The 24211-nt window shown below is 59.8% G+C and carries 20 protein-coding genes and 3 pseudogenes; 9 read left to right on the top strand and 14 right to left on the bottom strand.

Going from position 1 to position 24211, the window contains the following annotated elements:
• Nucleotides 1–176: 176 nt before the first annotated feature.
• Together AO277_RS25750 and AO277_RS25745 are read right to left on the bottom strand one after the other, a co-directional pair.
• Nucleotides 177–649 (bottom strand): annotated as a pseudogene (locus AO277_RS25750) (YchJ family protein).
• 3 nt (nucleotides 650–652) lie between these two features.
• Entirely contained in the window at nucleotides 653–1150 is a 498-nt protein-coding gene (locus AO277_RS25745; protein ID WP_002554819.1) for a DUF6231 family protein, read from the bottom strand.
• Between the two features lie 218 nt (nucleotides 1151–1368).
• Here AO277_RS25745 and AO277_RS25740 point away from each other — a divergent pair, with 218 nt between their 5' ends.
• Complete coding sequence (locus AO277_RS25740) at nucleotides 1369–1644, top strand: DUF1145 domain-containing protein (RefSeq protein WP_002554818.1); 276 nt, start codon at nucleotides 1369–1371, stop codon at nucleotides 1642–1644.
• Nucleotides 1637–2395 (top strand): annotated as a pseudogene (locus AO277_RS25735) (collagen-like protein). Before AO277_RS25740 ends, AO277_RS25735 begins: the two are co-directional and overlap by 8 nt.
• Before the next feature lie 82 nt (nucleotides 2396–2477).
• Here AO277_RS25735 and AO277_RS25730 read toward each other — a convergent pair.
• The 3 genes from AO277_RS25730 to AO277_RS25720 all read right to left on the bottom strand — a co-directional run bounded on the left by AO277_RS25730 (nucleotide 2478) and on the right by AO277_RS25720 (nucleotide 5137).
• Nucleotides 2478–3509: a purine-nucleoside phosphorylase gene (locus AO277_RS25730; RefSeq protein WP_005732255.1), complete on the bottom strand. Its 1032-nt coding sequence runs from the start codon at nucleotides 3507–3509 to the stop codon at nucleotides 2478–2480.
• 26 nt (nucleotides 3510–3535) lie between these two features.
• Nucleotides 3536–4444, bottom strand: coding sequence for a nucleoside-specific channel-forming protein Tsx (locus AO277_RS25725; RefSeq protein ID WP_371411890.1), 909 nt, complete (start codon nucleotides 4442–4444; stop codon nucleotides 3536–3538).
• Between the two features lie 228 nt (nucleotides 4445–4672).
• Nucleotides 4673–5137, bottom strand: a complete 465-nt coding sequence (locus AO277_RS25720; protein WP_002554814.1) for a CopD family protein — start codon at nucleotides 5135–5137, stop codon at nucleotides 4673–4675.
• A gap of 107 nt (nucleotides 5138–5244) precedes the next feature.
• On the opposite strand from AO277_RS25720, the gene dinG reads away from it, so the two are divergent.
• From dinG to AO277_RS25695, 5 genes are all read left to right on the top strand, one after another.
• A complete protein-coding gene (gene dinG / locus AO277_RS25715) occupies nucleotides 5245–7389 on the top strand; it encodes an ATP-dependent DNA helicase DinG (protein WP_002554813.1) in 2145 nt (714 codons plus the stop codon).
• A 111-nt stretch (nucleotides 7390–7500) separates the two neighbouring features.
• Entirely contained in the window at nucleotides 7501–8649 is a 1149-nt protein-coding gene (locus AO277_RS25710; protein WP_044318989.1) for an EstA family serine hydrolase, read from the top strand.
• Between the two features lie 153 nt (nucleotides 8650–8802).
• The gene (locus AO277_RS25705) at nucleotides 8803–9948 is read left to right on the top strand and encodes an OmpA family protein (RefSeq protein WP_044318990.1); all 1146 of its coding nucleotides are present in this window, start codon (nucleotides 8803–8805) and stop codon (nucleotides 9946–9948) included.
• 296 nt (nucleotides 9949–10244) lie between these two features.
• On the top strand, nucleotides 10245–10895 hold the full coding sequence (gene pdxH, locus AO277_RS25700) for a pyridoxamine 5'-phosphate oxidase (protein WP_044318991.1): 651 nt from the start codon (nucleotides 10245–10247) through the stop codon (nucleotides 10893–10895).
• A gap of 147 nt (nucleotides 10896–11042) precedes the next feature.
• Nucleotides 11043–11507 carry an outer membrane lipoprotein gene (locus tag AO277_RS25695; protein WP_044318992.1) on the top strand — a complete coding sequence of 155 codons (465 nt, stop codon included), beginning with the start codon at nucleotides 11043–11045 and terminating at the stop codon, nucleotides 11505–11507.
• A gap of 184 nt (nucleotides 11508–11691) precedes the next feature.
• On the opposite strand, the gene AO277_RS25690 is transcribed toward AO277_RS25695, so the two are convergent.
• The 8 genes and pseudogenes from AO277_RS25690 to AO277_RS29340 all read right to left on the bottom strand — a co-directional run.
• On the bottom strand, nucleotides 11692–13305 hold the full coding sequence (locus tag AO277_RS25690) for an NAD(P)/FAD-dependent oxidoreductase (protein WP_044318993.1): 1614 nt from the start codon (nucleotides 13303–13305) through the stop codon (nucleotides 11692–11694).
• A gap of 96 nt (nucleotides 13306–13401) precedes the next feature.
• Nucleotides 13402–14082 (bottom strand): COG3650 family protein, encoded by a 681-nt coding sequence (locus AO277_RS25685; protein WP_002554808.1) that lies wholly within the window; start codon nucleotides 14080–14082, stop codon nucleotides 13402–13404.
• Between the two features lie 182 nt (nucleotides 14083–14264).
• Nucleotides 14265–14966: an ABC transporter ATP-binding protein gene (locus tag AO277_RS25680; RefSeq protein ID WP_044318994.1), complete on the bottom strand. Its 702-nt coding sequence runs from the start codon at nucleotides 14964–14966 to the stop codon at nucleotides 14265–14267.
• A complete protein-coding gene (gene livG, locus AO277_RS25675) occupies nucleotides 14967–15734 on the bottom strand; it encodes a high-affinity branched-chain amino acid ABC transporter ATP-binding protein LivG (RefSeq protein ID WP_002554806.1) in 768 nt (255 codons plus the stop codon).
• Nucleotides 15731–16996 (bottom strand): high-affinity branched-chain amino acid ABC transporter permease LivM, encoded by a 1266-nt coding sequence (locus AO277_RS25670; protein ID WP_044318995.1) that lies wholly within the window; start codon nucleotides 16994–16996, stop codon nucleotides 15731–15733. The genes livG and AO277_RS25670 overlap by 4 nt, the downstream gene beginning before the upstream one ends.
• Entirely contained in the window at nucleotides 16993–17916 is a 924-nt protein-coding gene (livH, locus tag AO277_RS25665; RefSeq protein WP_002554804.1) for a high-affinity branched-chain amino acid ABC transporter permease LivH, read from the bottom strand. The genes AO277_RS25670 and livH overlap by 4 nt, the downstream gene beginning before the upstream one ends.
• Nucleotides 17917–18143: 227 nt before the next feature.
• Nucleotides 18144–19268 (bottom strand): branched-chain amino acid ABC transporter substrate-binding protein, encoded by a 1125-nt coding sequence (locus AO277_RS25660; RefSeq protein WP_002554803.1) that lies wholly within the window; start codon nucleotides 19266–19268, stop codon nucleotides 18144–18146.
• A 76-nt stretch (nucleotides 19269–19344) separates the two neighbouring features.
• Nucleotides 19345–19566 (bottom strand): annotated as a pseudogene (locus AO277_RS29340) (hypothetical protein); the annotation flags it as partial.
• A 29-nt stretch (nucleotides 19567–19595) separates the two neighbouring features.
• Here AO277_RS29340 and AO277_RS25650 point away from each other — a divergent pair.
• The gene (locus AO277_RS25650) at nucleotides 19596–19901 is read left to right on the top strand and encodes a DUF2288 domain-containing protein (RefSeq protein WP_044318996.1); all 306 of its coding nucleotides are present in this window, start codon (nucleotides 19596–19598) and stop codon (nucleotides 19899–19901) included.
• Between the two features lie 114 nt (nucleotides 19902–20015).
• On the opposite strand, the gene AO277_RS25645 is transcribed toward AO277_RS25650, so the two are convergent.
• Entirely contained in the window at nucleotides 20016–22307 is a 2292-nt protein-coding gene (locus AO277_RS25645; RefSeq protein ID WP_044318997.1) for a putative bifunctional diguanylate cyclase/phosphodiesterase, read from the bottom strand.
• Nucleotides 22308–22539: 232 nt separating this feature from the next.
• Between AO277_RS25645 and AO277_RS25640 the strand changes: the two genes are divergently transcribed.
• Complete coding sequence (locus AO277_RS25640; protein ID WP_044318998.1) at nucleotides 22540–23919, top strand: spinster family MFS transporter; 1380 nt, start codon at nucleotides 22540–22542, stop codon at nucleotides 23917–23919.
• Nucleotides 23920–24211 lie beyond the last annotated feature (292 nt).

Here is a 24211-nt window from a genome sequence, read left to right as displayed (position 1 = left end):
AATCTCACTGAATCGCAGAACTGTGTGACGCAGAGCGTCACGAAAGGCATTACCACGCGGAGCGTGGGAACGATATTCACCATCGTGCGACGTTCTGAACGCTCTTGATGGTGCGGCGCAGGGCTCACGCACGGCACTCCCACGCTGGAGCGTGCGGAACGATCATCTCGACTATCTCAAACCACGTAAGGCGAGCAGCATTTCTTGAATTTCTGTTCGCTGCCACACGGACACGCGTCATTGCGGCCGGCCTTGAGCGGGACCGTGGAATCGATGAAATACCAGCGGCCCTGATTCTGCACGAACGACGAGCGTTCCTTGTGGCTGTGTTCACCATTACCGTCGTGCCAGCGGGCAGTGAAGGTCACAAACGCATGCTCGGGCTTGCCGCCGAATACCTCAGAACTTTCTACTCCAGACCCAGCCATGTGCTCTGCGCGCTCCACTGGGCGATGGCTTCACGGTTCAACCCGCTTTGCTGAACAGGCAACGTTGTCTGGACCAGATAATCAGTCAGCCCCAGCACGTAGGCGCTGTAGCGCGAGCGCATCAGCTTTTCCGCGCAAGGCGCAGGCTGACCTGCGTGATAGCGACCGCAGCAGGCCAGCAACAGATCGCCGCTGCCGCACGGGCAAATAGCACTACTCATAGGTCACCACCAATACTTTCCAAAATTCTCCGGGTTGGCCCAATACTTCGCGTTCAGCCAGTCGGGCACCTGTTTGTATTCGCGCAAGTCGTAGGTGAACAGGTTCAGCACTTGTTCGTCGCGGGTGAAGCGTTCGCTGGATTGCAGGGCCAGCGAGAAAAAGTCGGTCTCCTGCCAGCCGCAGGCCTGCAAGTCGGCCAGCACCGCAATGCGGCTGGCGTTAAGGTTGCGGATACCGCCCAGCAGCTCCAGACCGGTGCGCTTGGGGATGTGCTCCAGGCAATCGACCACCAGCGCCAGGTCGAAACGTTGCGCCGCCAGATTTGCGGGCAGGGGGCCGGGTTCGGCCAGCGCCACCTCGGTCTGCGGGTGTGCTTCCTGAAAGGCTTGCAACGCAGGGAACGCCTGAGCGCCGATCAACAGCAGACGCTGGGGTGCGTAACGGTCGAGCAGGGCAGCCAGCGCTTGCTGCGGCGTGCGGGTGGAGTAGCCGACGGTCATCGAAAGTCCTCTGGTTGACTGACAAGACTAGCCTGCCGGACCCGCTCTGAACAGCCGTCAGTATCAGGCGAACGCCCACAGACTGAAGACAACGATCTATGCTTGATCTTTTTCAATACACTGCTGGCATATTCGGCGTACAGCACGTCTACTGTGCGGCGACGAAAAGCGCGCGCAGACTGCGCTTTCGTAACGGATCATGACAAGGGGGGCAGGCGATGAAGGTGTTTTGGGGGCTGGGAAAAATCTTGATGCTGGGCTTCTGGCTGGTAGTCCTGGCCAATGCGGTCATTGAAGCGCCCAGCCCGTTTGGCGTGATGATCGACATGGCGGGTGCCGTACTGTTTTTGACTCACTTGCTCGAACTGATCCTGTTCAACGGCAGCCTGCGCGGTCGCAGGCATCCCTGGCGCGACCGGGGCAAAATCATTCTGTTCGGCATCTTTCACGTTCAATCCATCGGCCGTTCGACTACAGGGCACTCTCATGCGTAAGCTCGTTCTGTTGGCAGCACTGTTCAGCCCTCTGGCCATGGCTCAGGCGATTATCGTTGCGCCACACTCGCTCATGCGTCTGCCTGGCAACAGCAGCGTTCTGCAGGTCGAGCGCCTTGAAGTGGCCGACTACGGCACCCTGCTGATACCGGCCGGTATCGATGACGTGAAGATCGGCGAACTGGTGCTAGGGCACGAAGCGCGGATTGCCATCGTCCCCGGTGTACAGGCGTTCAACCTCGTCGTGGTGCATGGTGAATTCGGCACCGGCAGCCAGATCACTGCGCGAGGCGCTCCGGGTACCTTCGAGAAGCCGGCACTGCCGGGGCGCAACCTGACCCTGCGTCTACAGAGCCTGAATGCCGAACAACTGTCGATCGATGCACGCGGCGGCGCGGGCAGCCCAGGCTACGCCGGGCTCGATGGCGGCACGGGCGAAGAGCCGGGCTGAACCTGGGGCCAGGCTGGGCGTGGTTACAACGGCGATAGTGGCGGCAACGGCCACGACGGCGCAGCAGGTGCGCAGGTTCGTCTCGAGCTGCCACAAAGCTTTCCGGCCGAGCGTATCAAGGTGAATGTTGCGGGTGGCGCGGCAGGCAAGGGCGGTGAAGGCGGCAAGGCAGGCAAGGGCGGCGCTTCGAAGGGCTGCATCGTCTACCGCGCGGATGGCGGCAAGCCTGGCAGACCGGGCGAACCTGGCCTGCCAGGCGTTGCAGGGCCAGCAGGCAGTTTGATTCTGCAGCGCCTGTAACCTTCACCAGCTGTCGTCCTTCTAGAGACTGCCCGGGATCAGGCGCAAGGCCATGATCCGGGCAGTCATTATGGCAGCGCGCTTACTGCGGCACGCCTTTTTCCCAGTTCTTCCAGTCACCGACAATGGCCTGCACCAGCGGGTTACCAGTGCGGTACAGGTTTTCCAGTGCTGGTACGAAGGCGCCCTGATCGGCGTACTTGAGCAGGTTGTCCACCTCGCTGTAACCCGGATACGGACGGTCGAAATCGGAACCTGCGCGCACCACGGCCAGTCGATTGACGTCTACCTTGCCTGCCTTGCTGGCGCGTAACAGGGCTTCGTACGTCGAGTTGTCCTCCTGCTGGGTGGTGCAATACACGCCTTTGCCGTCGGTCAGCAGCTTGGTCCAGACTTCCGCCCGCTCACTCAGACGCGTTCCGGAAAACCACGTGTTGCCCGCCAGCGTATCGCACTGCGTCACCTGCGGCGGCTGATTGGCCGGGGCGTAAGGGTATTTGACACGCCAGGCGGCAGATTCCTTGCTCTCGCTGAGCGTCACTTTTTGCGACAGGGCGAAGGCCTTGGCCTGAAGTTTGGGGTTCAGCTCGAAGACTTCAGTCTTGTAGTCCAGCGGCGGCTTTTCGTTCGGACCTTTGGTGTTGATACCCAGGTAACCGGTCGGCCAGTCCTTGGGCACGTCGCGCGAATCGATTTCCCACTGCGTGCCGAACTCCACCAGATAATGCGCCCACGCAGTGGTGCCGAGCGTGCCGTGGTGCGGGTTGATGCCGGCAATGCCAGCAACGATGAAGTAGGTCTTGCGCAGATCGAATTGCGGCGACAGGGCCAGGGCCAGAGTCGATGCTGCGGCATTGGTCTGACCCATGCCGGTGACCATCAGGCAGACGTCCTGAGCGTTGCAGCGGATGGCAGGATACTCGGCGGCAAGGCCGGGCACCTGGATCTCCTTGGTCAGATGCAGCCGGTCGATCCAGTTCTGCGCTTCGGGCGCAAACATGGCGACCAGCATGACCTTGGGCGTGACTGGCGTAACCGGCGCGGTGGCTGCCCAGAGGGCAGGGCTAAGCAGGGCCAGTGTGGCGCCAAGTGTGTTGCGGGTGATGTGTTTCATGAAAACTCCTGTCGTCATAATCAGTTTCAGAACTGGTAACCCACGCCTGCGTAATATCCCCAGCCGTCGGAGCGCGCACGGAAGTTGCCTTCGCCGAGGTTCAGCTCGCTGCCGTCCTGCCAGTTGCCGCCGTTGTGGAAGTAACGACCCACCAGGGTGAAGCGCAGGTGCGTGAAGGCGTAAAGCAGCACGTTGGTGGCGACTGTGGAGTTGCCAGTGCGTGCCGGATCGTTCTTGAGGTCCGAACCGAAATCGAAGTTGGTGAAGCCGATGTACGTCAGCGAAGCGCCGTTGTCGAATTTGCTGATCGGTACGATGTATTTGAGCTGGGCGCGATAGCCATCCCACGAATATTCGTTGCTGGCACCGTAGTTCTCCCACTGGTAGCGGCCATAGAAGTTGGCCGACAGATTGACCCGCGAGTGGGTGTCGATGTCAGTGCCAAGGCCGCTGTACAGGGTGTTGGCACGGTTGGCCGAGTTACTGCCGTGGTCGTAGATCCAGTCAAAGGCGACGTACCATTCCTTGAACGGCCCGACGGCCAGACTGCGCCCGGCGAGGTAGTCGATGGAGATACGTGGCTCATGCTCCATGAACAATGGCGAGCCATGGTCCCAGACGCCTTTGTCATTATCATTGCCGATGCCGAGAATCTTCGGTACGTCGACATAGCCATAGAGCTCAAACGGCCCCTTGCGGCCGAAGTACTCATACTCCAGATAAATGTCATCGTTGGGCTTGGGGCCGAAGCTGATGTCCTTGCTGCCGATCAGCGTCAGGTCCTGGTTGAACCAGTCTGAAAAGTACGCGCCTTTGCCTTCCTTGGGCGAGGCGGGCGGGCTGAGTGCTTCGCCTTGAGCCGAGTCTTCGGCGGCGGGCTGTGCCAGGACGCTGGTGCATGGCAACGCCGCAGCGGCGGCGAACAACAGAGGCATGAGGAATCTTGAGGGCGTTGCGGATCGAGTGAATGGCGGCTGTGGCATTGAAGCTCCTTTTCGTGGGCGCGTACTGCTGATCGCAAACGTTTGCACAGCCCATGCCAAAGTGTTTCAAGATGTTGAATGGCTTGGATATCGGGCACAGAAGATGACCGATCGGGCAGGAAACTGCCCGCAAGCTGTGCGCGGTGTCACCGCCAGTGCCCCGCGATGTTCCGTTTTGCCTCAAAGGCCCGGACGGGCGGCTGCCAATATCACCACTGCCAGGCCGATAATCAGGTTGATTCCGACCAGCCGGCGAATGTGACCGAGTGCTGCTGCGCCTTCGGCCCATTGTTCGGCGTCCACGGCGCGACGCAACTCCGGCAACTGCAATGAATGGATACGCAGGAACAGCGCAACCATCACCACGTACAGGCCCATCATGATCTGCACATAGCGGGGCGCAGTTCCAAAGCCGGTGAAGTTCAGCTGGATCATGCCGATGCCGGTAATCGGCAGCAGCACCACGGCTGCCCAGACCCAGACGAAGAAGCGTGGAAACACCTGGACCCACACTTTCAAGCGAGAAGGGCCTTCAAGTGCTGCAATGACTGCTGGACGCAAGACCATCCAGGCGAAAAACATCCCGCCAACCCACACCAGGGCAACCAGCAGATGCAGCGTATAAACAGTAGAAAAAGCGGTCATCGGACACTCCTTTCTGCGCGGATGGATTTAGCGCGCTATGATAGCGCCCACTCAGAACTACTGAAAATTTATCCAGCCTTTTTAGCCGTGCCCCCGAACCGAAGCCAATGATCAGTACCGAACTCAAAACCCAGATCCAGGGCGCTTACTCGCGTTTCCTCGAAGCCAAGAGCCTCAAGCCACGCTATGGCCAGCGATTGATGATCGCTGAAGTTGCCAAGGTGCTGGGGGACATTGACACCGATGAAGAGGGCCGTCGTTCGGGCGATCCTGCGGTAGTGGCCGTCGAGGCCGGGACGGGCACCGGTAAGACCGTGGCCTATGCCATCGCCTCGATTCCCACCGCCAAGGCGGCAGGCAAGCGGCTGGTAATCGCCACCGCGACCGTCGCCTTGCAGGAGCAGATCGTCTACAAGGACCTGCCGGACCTGATGCGCAACAGCGGTCTGAATTTTACCTTCGCGCTTGCCAAGGGCCGCGGCCGTTACATGTGCCTGTCGAAACTCGACGCGTTGCTGCAGGAGAGCGACGCGACCAACGCGACTGCGCAGCTTTTCGAGGAAGAAGGCTTCAAGATCGAGGTCGATGAAGCCAGTCAGAAGCTGTTCACCAGCATGCTGCAGAAGCTGGCGGGCAATAAGTGGGACGGTGATCGCGACAGCTGGCCTCAGGAACTCGCCGATCAGGACTGGGCGCGGCTGACCACCGATCACAGCCAGTGCACCAACCGGCATTGCCCGAACTTTCAGCAGTGCGCTTTCTATAAGGCGCGCGAAGGCATGGGTAAGGTTGACGTGATTGTCACCAACCATGACATGGTGCTGGCTGACCTCGCGCTGGGCGGCGGCGCCGTGCTGCCCGACCCGCGTGACACGCTGTACGTGTTCGACGAAGGCCATCACCTGCCCGACAAGGCCATCGGCCACTTCGCTCATTACACCCGACTGAAATCCACCGCTGACTGGCTTGAACAGACAGCCAAGAACCTCGCCAAGCTGCTGGCCCAACACCCACTGCCCGGCGATCTGGGCAAGCTGATCGAGCAGGTGCCGGAACTGGCCCGCGAGATCAAGGGGCATCAGCAGTTCATGTTCGGTGCCTGCGAGCAACTGGCAGATTTCCGCGCCGGTGAAGACATGCAGGGTCGCGAGCGGCCCCGTCACCGCTTTGTCGGCGGCGTGATCCCCGAGCACATCCGCGAGATGGGCATCGAGCTCAAGAAGGGCTTTGCGCGCCTGGACGACCTGTTCACGCGCCTGACCGAGCTGCTCAAGGAAGGCATGGATGGCGAAGTCAACATCGGTATCGCCAGCCATCAGGCTGAAGAGTGGTACCCGCTGTTCGGCAGCCTGCTGGCCCGCGCCCACGGTAACTGGGAACTGTGGACCGCCTTTACCGCCGAAGACCCGGAAGACAGCCCGCCCATGGCGCGCTGGCTGACCCTGGCCGACAGCGGTGCAATGTTCGATATCGAGGTCAATGCCAGCCCGATCCTGGCGGCGGAAATGCTGCGTCGCAACCTGTGGAACATTGCCTACGGGGCGCTGGTGACTTCAGCGACCCTTACCGCGCTGGGCAAGTTTGATCGTTACCGCATGCGTGCCGGCCTGCCCAAAGGGGCGGTGACCGCCGTGGTGCCAAGCCCGTTCCATCACGCCGATGCCGGTGTGCTGCGCGTGCCGGACCTCAAGGCCGACCCGCGTGACTCGGTGGCCCATACCGCAGCGATCATTCGTGACCTGCCCGGGCTGGTGGAAGGTTCGCGAGGCACGCTGGTGCTGTATTCGTCGCGCAAGCAGATGCAGGACGTTTTCGACGGCCTGGACCGTGACTGGCGCAAGCAGGTGTTCATCCAGGGCAACCTGTCCAAGCAGGAAACCCTCAACAAGCATAAGGCGCGGGTCGACAGCGGCGAGTCCAGCGTACTGTTCGGACTGGCCAGCTTCGCCGAGGGTGTGGACTTGCCCGGTGCGTACTGCGAGCACGTGGTCATCGCCAAGATTCCGTTCGCGGTGCCGGATGACCCGGTCGAGGCCGCTCTGGCCGAGTGGATCGAAGCGCGTGGTGGCAACCCGTTCATGGAGATCGCCGTGCCGGATGCCTCTTTGCGTCTGGTACAGGCCTGTGGCCGCTTGCTGCGTACCGAAGAGGACCGCGGCACTATCACGTTGCTGGACCGACGTGTCGTCACCCAGCGTTACGGCAAGGCGATTCTCAACGCATTGCCGCCGTTTCGCCGCGAGATTTCCTGAATAACAGCTGTCGGTTGACTCGGGTCTGTTCCCAAAGCGCCCGATCGCTGGAACAATATGCGCCCATTCGGCCTGTCATCAGGCCCAGTACCGTCAGTCAGGAGTCAGCCGTTGCAGATCCAGGGTCATTACGAACTTCAATTCGAAGCAGTACGTGAAGCCTTTGCGGCGCTCTTTGACGACCCTCAGGAGCGCGGCGCTGCCTTGTGCATTCAGGTCGGCGGCCAGACCGTCATCGATCTGTGGGCGGGCACGGCCGACAAGGACGGTGCCGAGGCGTGGCACACCGACACCATTCTCAACCTGTTCTCCTGCACCAAGACCTTCACCAGCGTGGCGGTATTGCAGCTGGTTGAAGAAGGCAAGTTGAAGCTGGACGAACCCGTCGCCAGGCTCTGGCCCGAATTCGCCGCGGCGGGCAAGGCATCGATCACTTTGCGTCAGCTGCTCTGCCATCAGGCCGGTTTGCCTGCGCTTCGCGAGCAATTGCCTGCCGAAGCGCTTTACCATTGGGACACCATGACTGCGGCGCTGGCGGCCGAAGAACCTTGGTGGACGCCGGGGCAGGGTCACGGTTACGCGGCAATCACCTATGGCTGGCTGGTAGGCGAGGTGCTGCGTCGTGCCGATAGTCGAGGCCCGGGGGAATCCATTGCCGCGCGTATTTCTCGCCCGCTGGGGCTGGATTTTCATGTGGGCCTGGCGGATGACCAGTTTCATCGTGTCGCCCATATCGCGCGCGGCAAAGGCAATGCCGGTGACGACGCTGCCCAGCGCGTGTTGCAGGCGACGATGCGTGAGCCCGCCTCCATCACTGCCAAGGCGTTCACCAACCCGCCGTCGATCATGACCAGCACCAATAAACCCGAATGGCGCCGCATGCAGCAGCCAGCGGCCAACGGCCACGGCAATGCGCGCAGTCTTGCCGGTTTCTATAACGGTTTGCTGGATGGCAGCCTGCTTGAAGCAGACATGCTCAACGAGCTGACCCGTGAGCACAGCCTCGGTCAGGACAGGACTCTGCTGACCTCGACCCGCCTGGGCCTGGGCTGCATGCTTGACCAACCGACCGTTGCCAATGCGACCTATGGTCTTGGTCCCAAGGCGTTTGGCCATCCCGGGGCAGGCGGGTCGGTCGGGTTCGCCGATCCTGATTACGAGGTTGCTTTTGGCTTCGTTACCAACACCTTGGGTCCGTACATTCTGATGGACCCACGTGCGCAGAAACTGGTCGGGATCCTGCGTGAGTGTTTGCAGTAAGTATCGGCCATAAGTGCTTGTTTCATACCGACTGTCAGTTAAATGGCTGTAACAGGAACCGTACGACGGTTTCTTTTTCCAACTGCATCTTTATGCATGTTATACCGGCGTAGTCACGTCCTTCTGTCTGATCAAAACCGTTGCGGGTTATCCATGTCGTCTAATAAAAGCCTCGTTCTCGCCCTGTGTATCGCCGTTACCGGCTGTGCTCAAACCCCTCAATCCGACTCTGCTGCAACCGGAGGCCATTGGTGGCAGTTCGGTTCAGGCAGCGAGTCTGCTGATGCAGGTACTGCTGCAAAGGCTCCGGCACCAAGCCCGGCACCTGCTCCGGTCGCCAAGGCCGCTGCAGCACCGGCAGCACCTGCGGCTGGCGCTGAAAACAGCGCGCCTTGGTACTGGCCGTTCGGCTCGAAAGATAACGCGCAGGTCAAACCTGATGCCGTGGCCGACAAGCCTGCCGACAAGCCGGCTGCGCCTGCCTTGGTAGCCAAGTCGGAAACCGACAGCAAGTGGTGGTGGCCGTTCGGTAGCGAGGGCAAGAAGGACGAGCCTAAAGCGCTGCCGATGCCTGATCCGAAAGTGACCCAGGCCTGGCTGGACGAGTACGAGCCGCGTCTGCGCGCTGCAATCAAGGACAGCCCGTTCCAGCTGGAGCGTCGCGAAGACCTGCTGGCAATCACTGCACCGGTCGACAGCTCGTTCAACCCTGACCGTCCTGCGATGCTGCTGCCCAACACGCTGGGCCCGATCACGCGACTGGCCAAGGTGGTCGAAGGCGATCAGAAAACTGCCGTGCTGATTCTCGGTCATGCCGACACATCGGGGCCTACCGAAGCCAACCAGAAGATCAGCCAGGAACGCGCGCAGTCTGTTGCCGCGATTTTCCGTCTCAGTGGCCTGGAGCGTAATCGTCTGAGCCAGCGTGGGATGGGTGCCGTGATGCCACGTGCCGCCAACGACAGCCTGCAAGGCCGTGCACTCAACCGTCGTGTTGAAATCCTCATGACGCCGCAGGACACCATGCGCGCGCTGATGGCCCGTTATGCGTTGCCGCCGGTTGCTCCAGTCATGGTTGCCACCCAGGACGTCAAGCCAGTAGCGCCAGCACCTGCTGCCGCGCCTGCCAAGAAAGCCGCCGTGGCGAAGAAAGACACGGCCAAGAAAGCGCCGGCCAAGGCCAGCACTGCCAAAAAGGCCGCGCCTGCCAAGACCACCGCAGCAGCTAAAAAACCGGCAGCGACCAAGGCCCCGGCCAAGGCGCCCGCCAAGAAAGATGACAGCCAGGCCAGTAACTGAGGCCTGGTTACCTCACGACTTTCGTCTCCACGCTCCGCGCTTTGCGTTGTGCACAAGTCCTGAATAGCCTGAAAAACAAGGCTTTCAGGCTTCTGCCCGGAGGGCGTGGGAGCGAACTTGTTCGCGAAAAGGCCGGTACAGTCTCCGAAACGTATCGTCTGAATCACCGTCTTCGCGAACAAGCTCGCTCCCACGGCCTTCGGCCAGAATCAAAAACGAATGTGTGATAACGGCGAGCGCCGAGCCTCGTAACGAGAGTTAGCTAACGTTCATGATATCTGCGCAGGAATGAAACCATGACTCAGACCCTGGCCGACATGCGCCGTGATTACACCCGCGACGGGTTGACCGAAGCGCAATCACCGGACGAGCCCTTCGCGCTCTTCCATACCTGGTTTGACGACGCTGTTAAGACCGAACAACAACCACCTGTCGAGGCCAATGCCATGACCCTGGCAACGGTTGATGAGCAAGGACGTCCGCATTGCCGTGTCTTGCTGCTCAAGGGGCTGGACACGCAGGGTTTCACGTTCTTCACTAACTACGAAAGCGCCAAGGGCCAGCAACTGGCTGCACGTCCATTCGCGGCCATGACGTTCTTCTGGCCAACGCTGGAGCGTCAGGTGCGTATCGAAGGCCCGGTCGAGAAAGTCAGCGCGCAGGAGTCCGATGCTTATTACCAGGTGCGTCCTCTGGGCAGCCGTTTGGGGGCTTGGGCCTCACCCCAAAGTCGCGTGATCGCAGATCGTGACGAGCTGGAAGGTCTGATCAGACAGACGGAACAACGCTTCGCAGACACCCAGCCACACTGCCCCGAGCACTGGGGGGGCTACCGCCTTTTGCCTGAGCGAATCGAGTTTTGGCAGGGTCGCTCCAGTCGACTTCACGACCGTTTGAACTATCGTTCGGTAGACGGCAGGTGGACGCGCGAGCGCCTTGCGCCCTGATTGAATTATTCGTCCGGGCCATCGTCTGAGCCTTATGCAGGTGGGCCGCTGTATGCCGCCTGAATGAACTTAAATTGCAGGATCGGGGCCGTGACAGCACCTTTGTCAGGTAGTCTAATGGCCACTGATTCCTCTGGAGATTCCCTTATGCGCAAGTCCGCTCTTCTGGTTGCTTCGTTCACTGCCATGGCATTGATGCTGGGCGGCTGTGCCTCAAACCTGACCGGTGATTCCTATTCCCGCGATGAGGCCAGGACCCTACAGACCGTCCGTATGGGCACTATCGAATCCTTGCGTCCGGTTAAAATCGAAGGCACCAAGACTCCGATTGGCGGGGCTGCGGGTGCGGTCGTCGGCGGCGTAGGTGGCAGCGCTATCGGTGGCGGTCGCGGCAGCATCGTGGCTGCGGTAATCGGCGCGGTGGCCGGTGGTCTGCTGGGTTCAGCGACCGAAGAAGGCCTGACCCGTACGCAGGGTGTTGAAATCACCGTGCGTGAAGATGACGGCAGCATGCGTGCCTATGTGCAGCAGGTTCAGGAAAACGAGATTTTCCGTGTCGGCGAGCGCGTACGCATCATGAGTGTCAACGGCACGAGCCGCGTCACTCACTGATTTGCAGCACCGCACAGCAAAACCCCGAGCCGCAATGCTCGGGGTTTTTTATTGCCAGGCGTGAACATCGTGCCAATGCTCACGAAGACGATGTATCGAACGCCCTATTTCTTGGGGGGGCGCGGCCTCTTCGCGAGCAAGCTCGCTCCCACAAGACTTATGTATAACGATGGTCATTCTGAGGTCAGCCCTCGATCCCCAGCATGTCCCGCACCAATGCTTCGGCAACCCGAATGCCGTCTACGCCAGCCGAGAGAATCCCGCCCGCATAGCCAGCGCCTTCACCGGCCGGGTAAAGGCCTTTGGTGTTCAGGCTTTGCAGGGTCGGTCCGCGGGTAATGCGCAGCGGGGCCGAGGTACGGGTTTCGATGCCGGTCAGCACCGCATCGTGCAGCGAGAAGCCTTTGATCTGCTTGTCGAACGCAGGCAATGCTTCACGAATGGCTTCAATGGCAAAGGCGGGCAGGGCGTCGGCCAGGTCCACCAGTTTCACGCCCGGCTTGTATGAGGGCTCAACGCTGCCCAGTGCTGTCGAGGCCCTGCCAGCGATAAAGTCGCCGACCAACTGCGTCGGCGCTTCATAACTGCTGCCGCCGAGCAGATACGCATGAGACTCCAGGCGTTCCTGCAACTCGATACCGGCCAGCGGGCTGCCGGGGAAATCCTGTTCCGGAGAAATACCGACCACAATGCCCGAGTTGGCATTACGCTCATTGCGCGAATACTGGCTCATGCCATTGGTGACCACGCGCCCCGGCTCTGAAGTGGCGGCTACGACAGTGCCACCAGGGCACATGCAGAAACTGTAGACCGAGCGACCGTTGCTGGCGTGGTGCACCAGTTTGTAGTCAGCTGCGCCCAGCTTCGGGTGCCCGGCGTATTTGCCCAGCCGCGCGCGGTCGATCAGCGACTGCGGGTGCTCGATACGGAAACCCACCGAAAACGGCTTGGCTTCCATGAACACGCCACGGCCATGCAGCATGCGGAAGGTGTCGCGGGCACTGTGGCCCAGCGCCAGAATGACGTGCCGGGATTCGATCTGCTCGCCACTGTCGAGCTGGACGCCCAGCAATTGGCCGTCCTCGATCATCAGGTCGGTCACGCGCTGCTGAAAGCGCACTTCGCCGCCCAGCGCTTCTATCTGATGGCGCATGTTCTCGACCACGCCGGTCAGGCGGAACGTGCCGATATGCGGCTTGCTGACGTAGAGGATTTCTTCCGGCGCACCGGCTTTCACGAACTCGTGCAGCACCTTGCGGCCAATAAACTTCGGGTCCTTGATCTGGCTGTAAAGCTTGCCGTCAGAAAAGGTCCCGGCACCGCCTTCACCGAACTGCACGTTGGACTCGGGGTTGAGCACGTTTTTGCGCCACAGCGCCCAGGTATCCTTGGTGCGCTGGCGCACCTCGGTACCACGCTCAAGGATGATCGGCTTGAAGCCCATCTGCGCCAGCAGCAGCCCGGCAAAGATACCGCATGGGCCGAAACCCACGACGATCGGGCGCTCTGTAAGCCCCTCGGGAGCGTGACCGACCACTTTATAGCTGACATCAGGTGCAGGGCCGACGTGGCGGTCATCGCCCAGTTTGCGCAGCAGTGCCTGTTCATCACTGACCTGAAAGTCGATGGTGTAGATAAAGCACAGTTCGGATGACTTTTTGCGCGCGTCGTAACTGCGTTTGAAGAGGGTAAAGTCCAGCAGTTCGCTGCTGTCGATGCCCAGGCGCTGCAAGAGTGCAACGCGCAGGTCTTCTTCCGGGTGATCGATCGGCAGCTTGAGTTCGGTGATTCGTAACATTAAGGGGTCCAGTTTTCGGGCCGCAGGTTCAGCCCGACAGCACTACAAGACCGGCGATTATAAGCGCTGAACCCCTTTGGCGGCGAGCCTGCCTGATCACTCGTCGCGCGAACCGCCATAATAACCGCAGCCACGCTGGGCCTGGCCGTTGATACGCAGTTCGGCCGTCAGGTGTTGTACCGAGCCATTGACGCTGTCAACGCAGCGTTGTGGCGCCACCCAGATCTCGATGCGCTGGTTGTTGGCTTCGCTGCTGACGCTGAAGCTGCCGTCGGGCAGTTTCTCTTCCACGTAAGGCAAGGCAAGCGGTGCAAGACCTTCGCGCTCCAGCACCATGCCCTTGCCACTGACGTTGACGTTCCAGGCGGGTTTATTGCCATTGACGTGCAAGGTCAGACGTTTGAAATTGGCGTCTTCACAGGCCTGGCCGGGACGCTCGACGCGGTACAGCTGATGCAGGTCCAGCTGACCATCGCTGTTGGCCGCTTTGCTCGCAGCAAAGTTACCGCGCAGATCGGCGAATACCGTGCCCTTGCTGTCTGCCAGTGAAGCAGCTTCCTGCAAGATGCCGGTATTGCCGCGATCCTTGACCACATAGCGCCGCTGCTCGTTGCACGGTTTGAACAGCAACTGGCCATTGCTGCCCGTCAGGTCGCCCTGCATACGGAGCATGCCTGCAGTGGAAACCTTGGGTTCCTCGGTCTGTTTGCCGAGCAGTTGGCACCCGGCGAACAGTGGCAGAAGGGCAAATACGAGGACGGAACGGGCAGCAAACATGGTGTGGTCTCCAGACAAGTGTCGCCACGTTACTCAGACTGGAGGTGCATCACAAGGGGGAACGGCCGGACCTGCGCCGCAGTGTGACGCGGAGCGTCACGAAAGGGATTACCACGCAGAGCGTGGTAATGAGAATCATCGGGGCCCATCCTGGTTCTGAATGTTAATGCGCTTCGCAGCGCTTACCCGCCCAGATACGCATCCCGCACTTTCGGATCGACCAGCAGTTCTTCACCGGTGCCTTGCATCACCACACGACCGTTTTCCAGTACATAAGCGCGGTCGGCGACTTTCAGCGCCTGATTGGCGTTCTGTTCGACCAGAAACACCGTCACACCATCGCGACGCAACTGTTCAACGATCTCGAAAATCTGCTGGATGATGATCGGAGCCAAGCCCAGCGAAGGCTCGTCGAGCAACAGCAGCTTGGGCTTGCTCATCAACGCACGACCGATGGCCAGCATCTGCTGTTCGCCACCGGACATGGTGCCGCCGCGTTGATTGAAGCGTTCCTTGAGGCGCGGAAAGAGCTGCAGGACCTTGTCCATCTGCTCCTGATAATCAGCCTTTTCCGTGAAGAAACCGCCCATCGCCAGGTTCTCTTCAACGGTCAGACGCGCAAACACGCGACGGCCTTCCGGTACTACGGCGATACTCTTGCGCATGATGATCGACGACTCCAGGCCGATCAGCTCTTCGCCCATGTAGCGAATACTGCCGCTGTGCGCGCGTGGTGAGCCGCACAGGGTCATCAGCAGCGTGGACTTGCCTGCGCCGTTGGCGCCGATCAGGGTGACGATTTCGCCCTGACGCACTTCCACGTTGACGCTGTGCAGCGCCTGGATCTTGCCGTAGAAAGTGGAAACGTTTTCGAACTGCAGCATTTACGCTTCCCCCAGATAGGCTTTGATCACATCAGGATTGTCACGAATCTGTTCCGGCGTTCCGTCTGCCAGAGGCGTGCCCTGATTGATCACCACAATGTGGTCGGAAATGCTCATCACCAGTTTCATGTCGTGCTCGATCAACAGGACCGTAGCGTTGTGCTCGCTGCGCAACACGCCGATCAGGGCTTTCAGGTCGTCGGTTTCTCTGGGGTTCAGCCCGGCTGCCGGTTCGTCGAGCATCAGAATGCGCGGGCGCGTCATCATGCAGCGGGCGATTTCCAGACGGCGTTGCTGACCGTAGGCCAGTGTACCGGCAGGGCGGTTAGCGAATTCCTTGAGGTTGACGGCTTCCAGCCAGTGCTCGGCGTAATCCATGGCTTCGCGTTCGCTGCGACGGAACGCCGGGGTTTTGAACAAACCGGCCAGGAAGTTGGTATTCAAATGCCGATGCTGGGCAACCAGCAGATTCTCTACAGCGGTCATTTCCTTGAACAGGCGCACGTTCTGGAACGTACGCACCACGCCCTTGCGAGCAATCTGGTGACCGGCCAGGCCTTGGATGGGCTCGCCGTCCAGCAGAATAGTGCCTGCGCTTGGCCGGTAGAAACCGGTCAGGCAATTGAAAACGGTGGTCTTGCCCGCGCCGTTGGGGCCGATCATCGACACGACCTGCCCTTGATTGACGGTCAGGGCAACGCCATTGACCGCCAACAGGCCGCCAAAACGCATGCTCAAGCCGGTGGCTTGCAGTAATGGGCGGCTCATTTCGGCAGCTCCGTTTTCAATTTCATTTCAGGCCGTTGCATGGGCAGGAAGCCTTGAGGACGCCAGATCATCATCAGCACCATCAGCGCGCCGAACATCAACATGCGGTAGTCGCTGAACTCGCGCATCAGCTCAGGCAGCAGAATCATCACGATGGCGGCCAGGATCACGCCAAGCTGCGAGCCCATACCACCGAGCACGACGATGGCGAGGATGATTGCCGATTCGATGAGGGTGAACGATTCCGCGGTGATCAGACCCTGACGTGCGGCAAAGAAGCTGCCTGCGAAACCGGCGAACGCAGCGCCAAGGGTGAACGCCGAGAGCTTGATCACGGTCGGATTCAGCCCCAGCGCACGACAGGCGATTTCGTCTTCACGCAGCGCCTCCCAGGCCCGGCCGATCGGCATGCGCAGCAGGCGGTTGATGACGAACAGTGCCGCCAGCGCCAGAAGCAGGGCGATCAGGTAAAGGAAGACGACCTTGTTGATCGAGTTGTAAGGCAGGCCGAAGAACTCGTGGAAGGTCTGCATGCCCTCAGCGGCCTTGCGCTCGAACGTCAGGCCGAAGAAGGTCGGCTTGTCGATGTTGCTGATGCCGTTCGGGCCACCGGTCAGCTCGGTGAGGTTGCGCAGGAAGATGCGGATGATCTCGCCGAACCCCAGCGTCACGATGGCCAGATAGTCACCGCGCAGGCGTAGCACCGGGAACCCCAGCAAGAACCCGAACAGCGCCGCCATCAGGCCCGCAATCGGCAGGCAGATCCAGAAGCCGAGCCCATAGTAGTGGGACAGCAAGGCGTAGCTGTAGGCACCGACTGCATAGAAACCGACATAGCCCAGGTCCAGCAGACCGGCCAGACCAACCACGATGTTCAGGCCCAGGCCGAGCATGACGTAGATCAGGATCAGCGTGGCGATGTCCACCGCACCGCGCGACCCGAAGAATGGCCAGATGAACGCCAGCACGATCAATGCGGCCAGACCCCAGCGTTGGGTTTTCGGCTGAGTCAGGAAATCGCTGGTCTTCTGCGAGATCAACGGCTTTTCGGTACCGCGGCGCATGCTGCCGATCTGTTCTGCGAACAGTACGCGCAAGAACAGCATGACCGAACAGAAGGCAATGATGGTCAGGGTCAGCGGGCTGGCGTTCTGCACTTGAAGGGTGACGCCGGAAAAGGCCAGTTTCAGGCCGAACACCGGGTAGGCCACGGCCCAGACCAGTGCGGCGCTGAACAGCGCCTGTTTGAAAGACTTGCTCATACTTTCTCAACCTCCGGACGACCCAGGATGCCGGTCGGTCGGAACAGCAGCACCAGAACCAGCAGGCCGAAGGCCACGACGTCCTTGTACTGATCACCAAAAATGTCGGCACCGAAGGCTTCGGCGACGCCCAGTACCAGGCCACCGAGCACAGCGCCCGGGATCGAACCGATACCGCCCAGTACGGCAGCAGTGAAGGCTTTCAGGCCGACCAGAAAGCCGGCGCTCGGGTTGATCACGCCGTACTGCATGCTCAGCAGCATCGCCGCGACGGCAGCCAGTGCAGCACCGACCACGAAGGTCAGGGCAATGATGTTGTTGGTGTTGATCCCCAGCAGGTTGGCCATTTTCATGTCCTCGGCACAGGCGCGGCAGGCGCGGCCCATGCGTGAGCGGGAGATGAACAGGGTCAGGCCGGTCATCGCCAGCAGGGTGACGACAAAGACCACGATCTGCATGTAGGAGATCAGCACTTCCTGAGCGCCACCGGGCCCGAACGACAGGCTGCCGGGCAGCAGGTTGGGGATGGCGAAGTTGCCGGAGCCCTGAGAAAGCTGAACCGAGTTCTGCAGGAAGATCGACATGCCGATTGCAGAAATCAGTGGAATCAGACGGTTGCTGTTGCGCAACGGACGGTAGGCCACACGCTCGATGCTGTATCCGTAGGCACTGGTTACGACGATGGCTGCGGCGAAACCGGCAATCATCAGCAACGGCAGGCTGTGAATACCCAGCATCGCCAGACCGGCGAGCGCCATGAAAGCTACATAGGAACCGATCATGTACACCTCGCCATGGGCGAAGTTGATCATTCCGATGATGCCGTACACCATCGTGTAGCCGATGGCGATCAATGCATACGTACTGCCAATGGTCAGGCCATTGACCAGCTGCTGCATGTAGTGGAATAACTCGGGCATTTACCGCGCTCCTAAAAACCTGATCTGCATTTCTCTGACCTGCGCCGGGGTGGCATTCTGTCGATGCGTAGCCTGTCGCGCTGTCAGGGAACCGCTGTTGACGGTTTTAAGATTTTCAGGGGGCCTCGTGCATGCAGTTCGGGTCGCCGAAATGTGCGTACGGGCCTGGATTCGTAAAACAAAGCCCACTGCGCTGGCAGTGGGCTTTGAGGGTTAACGCAAGCAGCTTATTTGGCGGCTTCGGTCTTCGGTTTGCCGAAGTGCCACTCGTAAACCACGAACTGGAAGTTCTTCAGATCGCCTTTGTCGTCGTAGCTCAGCTCGCCCATCGGGGTCTTGAAGGTGCCAGCATGGATGGCAGCAGCCACCTTGGCGGTGTCTTCGGACTTGGCGGCGGCGATGCCATCAGCAATGACCTGAACGGCGGAGTAGGACGGGTAGACGAACGGGCCGCTCGGGTCTTCTTTCTTGGCCTTGAAGGCTTCGGTCAGAGCCTGGTTGGCCGGGTCCTGGTCGAAGGATTTTGGCAGGGTGACCAGCAGGCCTTCCGAAGCATCGCCGGCGATCTGCGAGATGGACTCGTTGCCCACGCCTTCAGGTCCCATGAACTTCGCGTTCAGGCCCTTTTCCTTGGACTGGCGCAGGATCTGACCCAGCTCCGGGTGGTAGCCGCCGTAGTAGACGAAGTCGACGTTGGCTTGCTTGAGCTTGGCGATCAGCGACGAGAAGTCCTTGTCACCTGCGTTGATACCTTCGAACAGAGCAACCTTGACGCCTTTTTTCTCCAGCGTCTGCTTGACTGCTGTCGCGATACCTTCGCCGTACTGCTGCTTGTCGTGAATCACAGCAACGATTTTCGGCTTGGCGACGTCGGCAATGTAGTTGCCTGCGGCCGGGCCCTGGGCGCTGTCGAGACCGATGGTGCGGAATACCAGTTTGTAGCCGCGTGCGGTGATTTCCGGGCTGGTGGCAGCCGGGGTCACCATGATGATGCCTTCGTCTTCGTAAACGTCGGACGCTGGCTGGGCGGAGCTGGAGCACAGGTGACCGACCACGTATTTCACGCCATCGTTGACCACCTTGTTGGCGACCGCAACGGCCTGTTTCGGATCGCAGGCGTCATCGTATTCGACGGCTTCAAGCTTTTTGCCATCCACGCCGCCTTTGGCGTTGATCTGCTCGATGGCCATTTTGGCACCGTTGAACTGCATGGTGCCGTATTCGGCAACCGGGCCGGTCTTGGGGCCGGCGATGCCGATCTTGATGGTGTCAGCTGCGAACGAATGGCTGGCAACCCCCGCCATAACCAGTGCGGCAAACAGCCTTGAAAGCTTATTGGTACCCTTAGTCATGATGCTCCACTCTTGCGTTGTAGTTTTTATAATCCTGATGGCCAAGGCTCCAGGACCGGATTCGATCACCGGTTCTCCCACGCCGCCAACTGTACCGGAACAGTTTAGAGTGCCGCTCGTTGGCTTGGAAAGCCGGGCGTTTGGGGACAAACCGATGCGTGTCGCTTAATCGAAAGAAAGTTACAGAATCAAACCGCCTGAGGCCCTGAAATCGCTTCAGATCCATAAGGTTATCTGCACTTTCCCGCGATAAATCACCTGCTTCTGGGCTTGCCGATGGGAAAGTCGGCGCTATCATTGCGCCGATTTTCTTTCTGGTGAAAACCCATGACGCAAGAACCTAGCACCCTCTATGCCAAACTGCTTGGCGAAACCGCATCAATCACCTGGACTGAATTGCAACCATTCTTTGCCAAGGGTGCCCTGTTGTGGGTCGAGCTGCCCCTGGATTTGATCGAAGTTGCCGAGGCCGTGGCCGAAAATGATGCAGTGAGGGTGTCTGCATGGCTGGCTGAAGGACAGGTCGGAAAGGTCTTGGAAAGCAAGGCGCTTGAGCTGGTGGAGACCGATCCTTCGCTCTGGGCTGTAGTGGTGGCACCTTGGGTTCTGATTCAAAACAGAGCGCAGGATTGATTTGCGCACCATTTAGGTGCCTGACGATTTGCTGGAGTGAGTTGGAAGGTAACTGTCCCAGCGTCGACGTAGCGTAAAACCACACCTGCCCACCAGTGACTACAAAGCGTAGCGTCAGGTACGGACGGGCCTGTGACTGGCAAATTCGTCATTGTCGGTCAGGTCGGCAAACACATCGGCAGGTTCTGAAACGTCGATGTCCGGGCCGTGCATGTGCGGTGGTGGCAGGGCAGACCAACGGGTAGTCGGTTCGCGCTCGTTCATCTGTCTGGCAAGGGGCAGGATTCGCTCCAGTGGCTGAGGCTTGCTGAACAGATAGCCTTGTACGTAATCACTGCCGAATCGGCTGAGAAACTCAAGTTGAGCCGGGGTTTCCACGCCTTCCGTGACGACTTTCAGGTGCAGGGTATGAGCCATGACGAGAATCGCCTGGACGATTTCCATATCCTGTGGGGATTGGGGAATATCAATGATGAATGATCGATCGATCTTCAGCGTGTCCAGTGGCAGCCGCTTGAGATAGGCAAGTGATGAGTAGCCGGTGCCGAAGTCGTCAATCGACAGGGAGACCCCCAGGCTGCGAATGTGCTTGAGCATCAGAATGGTATTGCTGATATTGCCCATCAACGCATTTTCGGTCACCTCCAGTTCCAGTCGGCCAGGTGCAACGTCGGCGTCGGCCAGTGCCTGCTCGACCTCTTCGACCAGTTCGTCGCGGCCCAGCGTGAGTGCCGAGCAGTTGACCGTGATGATCAGCTGTTCCAGCCCTTCCTGACGCAGTGTGCGCAGGTCGTGACAGGCGCGGCGCAGCACCCAGTTATCCAGCTCGGCGATCAGACCGTTGGCCTCGGCAATGCCGATGAAGCGCCCGGGAGCCAGCAAACCGTGTTGCGGGTGATTCCAGCGCACCAGTGCCTCCAGCTTGGCAACGTGGCCAGTATGCATGTCGACGATAGGCTGATAGTAGACCTGCAGGCCGGTCTCTTCGCGCAGGGCATTGCGCAGTTCCTCCTCCAGATGCAGCTCCAGGCTGGCCCTGGTCTTGAGCGCGGGGCTGAAGAAATTGACCCTGTTGCGCCCGTTGTCCTTGGACTGGTAAAGCGCGAGGTCTGCGTGTTTGAGCAGTTCATCACAGGTTGAACCGTCACGCGGGAACACGGCGATACCGATACTGGTCGTCATGACCATGCGCCTTCCTGCCAGCGCGATGGTTTCCTTCATTTTTTGCATGACCCGATAGGCCAGGTGTCGTGCCTCCTCGTAGTCCGGAATGCTCAGCAGTATGCAGAATTCATCGCCCCCGAAACGGGAGACCACGTCTTGCACACGGGTGGCGCTGCGGATGCGTTCGGCAATCACCTTGAGCAGTTCGTCACCGGCGTCATGGCCCAGGCTGTCGTTGATGCGCTTGAAGTGGTCGATGTCCAGAAACATCACTGCAAGCATGCCGTTGTTGTAGGTGTACTCCTGCAGCTTTTCGGCAAATATCTGATTGAAGCCCCGGCGGTTGATCAGGTTGGTCAACGGGTCGTAATGGGCCACCTGCTGAAGCGAGACGCGGGCCTGATCCAGCTGGCTGAGCAGCGCGTTGACGCGTTGCAGGTCATGCTCCTTGCCTTGCAGTTTCTTGTCGGCCATTGCCGCGCTGATGCTGCCGGCGATGATAAGCAGGGTGATGGCGGCAATGGTAAGCCCAAGCTGCTGGCTGTTTTCGGTGCCGGGGATGTGCAGCGTGGCGCCTTCGGGCATGACCAGTCGCAATGCCCTCATGCCCATCAGGTGCATGGTCAGCAAACCCGCACCCAGCAGAAGACTCACCCCGTAGCGGAACATCTGATGAAACATGCCGTTGTACTGACGCAGATGCCGGGACAGTGTCAGCAGAGCAATGCTGGAAAGGACGGCAACCACGATCGACAGCGCGAACATCCGCGGTTCGTAGTACTGCGTGGCAGCGGAGCGCATCGCCGACATACCCAGATAGTGCATGACACTGATGCCGGTCCCCATGACCAGCGAACTGATCAGACAGCGCCTGAGCGTCAGCTCAGGGATGGTCAGGGCTCTCATGGCCACCAGTGCAGTGATCAGCACGATCAGCAGGGAAGCCAGCGTGACGGTCAGGTCGTAAGAGATTTTCAGTGGGGCCTGAAACGCCAGCATGCTGATGAAATGCATTGCCCACACGCCGCCCGCCAGGCATAACGCGCCCAGTGCTTTCCACAGGCGACGGCTCTTGATGGCGTCGACCTGAATGACACGGTCGGCAATATCCAGCGTGGCGAAGGATGCGGCGCAAGCCACACCGTAAGCCAGCGCTACCAGAAACAGGTTATGACTGCAGTCGATCAATAATTGCCCGTCCGCTGGGAGGCCAGCGAATACGTTCAAACCCAGCCACTCCATAGCGCGCCCTATTCTCACTACAAGAGCGCCAAGCCTCAGGACCTGGCGATTTGAGCTGAGTATAGAAGCTGTTTACAACCTGCCACCCCTGCGAGCGGCCATTTTGATATTGACTCAATAACGAATAGTTATAAAAGGCCATCATGTTCTGTGCGTAGTTACGAATGTTTACAGACAGATAGCGCTTCTGCTTCTAGATTGAAGTGACTGAGAGTCAAGGGATGGATGCCTTATGAACACGCTCCAGGCTGAAAACGCTACTCAGGCTGCCAATGTCTGGCGCGTGCTGTTCCTGCTTTTTCTGGCCAATCTGCTCAACTTCTTTGATCGCACCATCCCGGCGATTATCGTCGAGCCCATTCGTCTGGAATGGCATTTGAGTGACTTTCAACTGGGGTTGCTGGGGACCGCATTCACGCTGGTCTACGCTTTCGCCGGTCTGCCATTGGGGCGCATGGCCGATAACGGGTCGCGCAAGAAACTCATGGGCTGCGGGCTGGCGGTCTGGAGCGGGTTGACTGCGGTCAATGGCATGGTGGGCAGTTTCTGGACCTTCCTGCTGGTGCGAATGGGCGTCGGCATAGGTGAGGCCAGCTACGCGCCTGCTGCCAACTCACTGATCGGTGATCTGTTTCCAGCCCATCGGCGTGCGCGGGCCATGGGGCTTTTCATGCTGGGTCTGCCTTTGGGTCTACTACTGGCGTTCTTTACCATCGGCGCTATGGTCAAGGCGTTTGACAGCTGGCGCGCACCGTTCTTTATCGCTGCGGTTCCTGGTCTGTTGCTGGTCGTGTTCATCTTTTTCATCAAGGAGCCCAGGCGCGGCGCGGCTGAAAGCGTGCGGATGTCAGAGGCGAAAATTGAAAAGCCGATCCGCCGTGTGCTGTCGATTCCGACCTTTCGTTGGCTGGTGCTGGGCGGTCTGACCTTCAACTTTGCGACTTACGCCTGCAATTCATTCATGGTGCCGATGCTGCAGCGCTATTTTCTGCTGCCCTTGCAGGAAGCTGCAGTGGCGACCGGGGTTATTGTCGGCGTAACCGGGCTGATCGGTCTGACGCTTGGGGGCTGGATAGCCGACAAACTGCACCAGCGCTTTTCCAATGGACGGCTGTTGTTTGCGACCATCAGCATGCTGATCGCCGCACTGGCCACAGGCTATGCGCTGCATGCAGGGCAGATCGGGATCGGTGTGTTCGTGGGGGTGTTCAGTCTGGGCTGGCTGTTCGCTTACAACTTCTATACCTGCGTCTACACCGCTATTCAGGACGTAATCGAACCGCGCCTGCGGGCCACGGCCATGGCGCTGTTCTTTGCCGGGCTTTATTTGCTGGGTGGAGGGCTTGGGCCGGTGGTGGTCGGTTTGCTGTCTGATCACTTTGCCCATGCTGCGATGGGCGTTGCAGGTGTCGAGGTGATGAGCGAAAGCTTTAAAGCCATCGGTTTGCACGATGCCATGTACCTGATCCCGGCAGCGCTGTTTCTGACCTTGCTGTTCCTGTATCAGGCTTCGCGCTGTTTCAGCCGGGATGCCGAGCGGATGAAGGCGAGAATGGCGGCTGACGAGCCGGTGGAAGAGCTGGCGCAGGGGATTGTGGTGGCCAGGCAGTGATCGCGCTGATGCAAGACCGGACGCAGAGCGTCCAGAACGGCATGCGACGCAGAGCGTTGCACGATAGTTAAGGTCATCGTTCCGCACGCTCCAGCGTGGGAATGCCTTGCGTGACGCTCTGCGTCACAAATCTGCGCCGCGCCGCACACGCAAGATCGGACGCAGAGCGTCCAGAACGGCATGCGACGCAGAGCGTCGCACGATAGTTAAGGTCATCGTTCCGCACGCTCTGGTATGCCCCCCGAAGGTTGGACAATTATCCACTTACGCTGCCTTGGCGGCCTGCATCCTG

Source organism: Pseudomonas amygdali, from assembly GCF_002699855.1.
GTDB lineage: Bacteria > Pseudomonadota > Gammaproteobacteria > Pseudomonadales > Pseudomonadaceae > Aquipseudomonas > Aquipseudomonas amygdali.
Note: the sequence above shows the minus strand (reverse complement) of the source record. Positions and strands in the feature narration are given on the sequence as shown.

Excerpts from the sequence above, each read along its gene's own strand:
- AO277_RS25660 (WP_002554803.1), bottom strand. The coding sequence starts at position 19,268 with ATGACTAAGGGTACCAATAAGCTTTCAAGGCTGTTTGCCGCACTGGTT.
- AO277_RS25685 (WP_002554808.1), bottom strand. The coding sequence starts at position 14,082 with ATGTTTGCTGCCCGTTCCGTCCTCGTATTTGCCCTTCTGCCACTGTTC.
- AO277_RS25640 (WP_044318998.1), top strand. The coding sequence starts at position 22,540 with ATGAACACGCTCCAGGCTGAAAACGCTACTCAGGCTGCCAATGTCTGG.
- AO277_RS25730 (WP_005732255.1), bottom strand. The coding sequence starts at position 3,509 with ATGAAACACATCACCCGCAACACACTTGGCGCCACACTGGCCCTGCTT.
- AO277_RS25690 (WP_044318993.1), bottom strand. The coding sequence starts at position 13,305 with ATGTTACGAATCACCGAACTCAAGCTGCCGATCGATCACCCGGAAGAA.
- AO277_RS25705 (WP_044318990.1), top strand. The coding sequence starts at position 8,803 with ATGTCGTCTAATAAAAGCCTCGTTCTCGCCCTGTGTATCGCCGTTACC.
- AO277_RS25725 (WP_371411890.1), bottom strand. The coding sequence starts at position 4,444 with ATGCCTCTGTTGTTCGCCGCCGCTGCGGCGTTGCCATGCACCAGCGTC.
- AO277_RS25650 (WP_044318996.1), top strand. The coding sequence starts at position 19,596 with ATGACGCAAGAACCTAGCACCCTCTATGCCAAACTGCTTGGCGAAACC.
- AO277_RS25745 (WP_002554819.1), bottom strand. The coding sequence starts at position 1,150 with ATGACCGTCGGCTACTCCACCCGCACGCCGCAGCAAGCGCTGGCTGCC.
- dinG (WP_002554813.1), top strand. The coding sequence starts at position 5,245 with ATGATCAGTACCGAACTCAAAACCCAGATCCAGGGCGCTTACTCGCGT.
- AO277_RS25695 (WP_044318992.1), top strand. The coding sequence starts at position 11,043 with ATGCGCAAGTCCGCTCTTCTGGTTGCTTCGTTCACTGCCATGGCATTG.
- AO277_RS25720 (WP_002554814.1), bottom strand. The coding sequence starts at position 5,137 with ATGACCGCTTTTTCTACTGTTTATACGCTGCATCTGCTGGTTGCCCTG.
- AO277_RS25670 (WP_044318995.1), bottom strand. The coding sequence starts at position 16,996 with ATGAGCAAGTCTTTCAAACAGGCGCTGTTCAGCGCCGCACTGGTCTGG.
- AO277_RS25740 (WP_002554818.1), top strand. The coding sequence starts at position 1,369 with ATGAAGGTGTTTTGGGGGCTGGGAAAAATCTTGATGCTGGGCTTCTGG.
- pdxH (WP_044318991.1), top strand. The coding sequence starts at position 10,245 with ATGACTCAGACCCTGGCCGACATGCGCCGTGATTACACCCGCGACGGG.
- livH (WP_002554804.1), bottom strand. The coding sequence starts at position 17,916 with ATGCCCGAGTTATTCCACTACATGCAGCAGCTGGTCAATGGCCTGACC.
- livG (WP_002554806.1), bottom strand. The coding sequence starts at position 15,734 with ATGAGCCGCCCATTACTGCAAGCCACCGGCTTGAGCATGCGTTTTGGC.
- AO277_RS25680 (WP_044318994.1), bottom strand. The coding sequence starts at position 14,966 with ATGCTGCAGTTCGAAAACGTTTCCACTTTCTACGGCAAGATCCAGGCG.
- AO277_RS25645 (WP_044318997.1), bottom strand. The coding sequence starts at position 22,307 with ATGGAGTGGCTGGGTTTGAACGTATTCGCTGGCCTCCCAGCGGACGGG.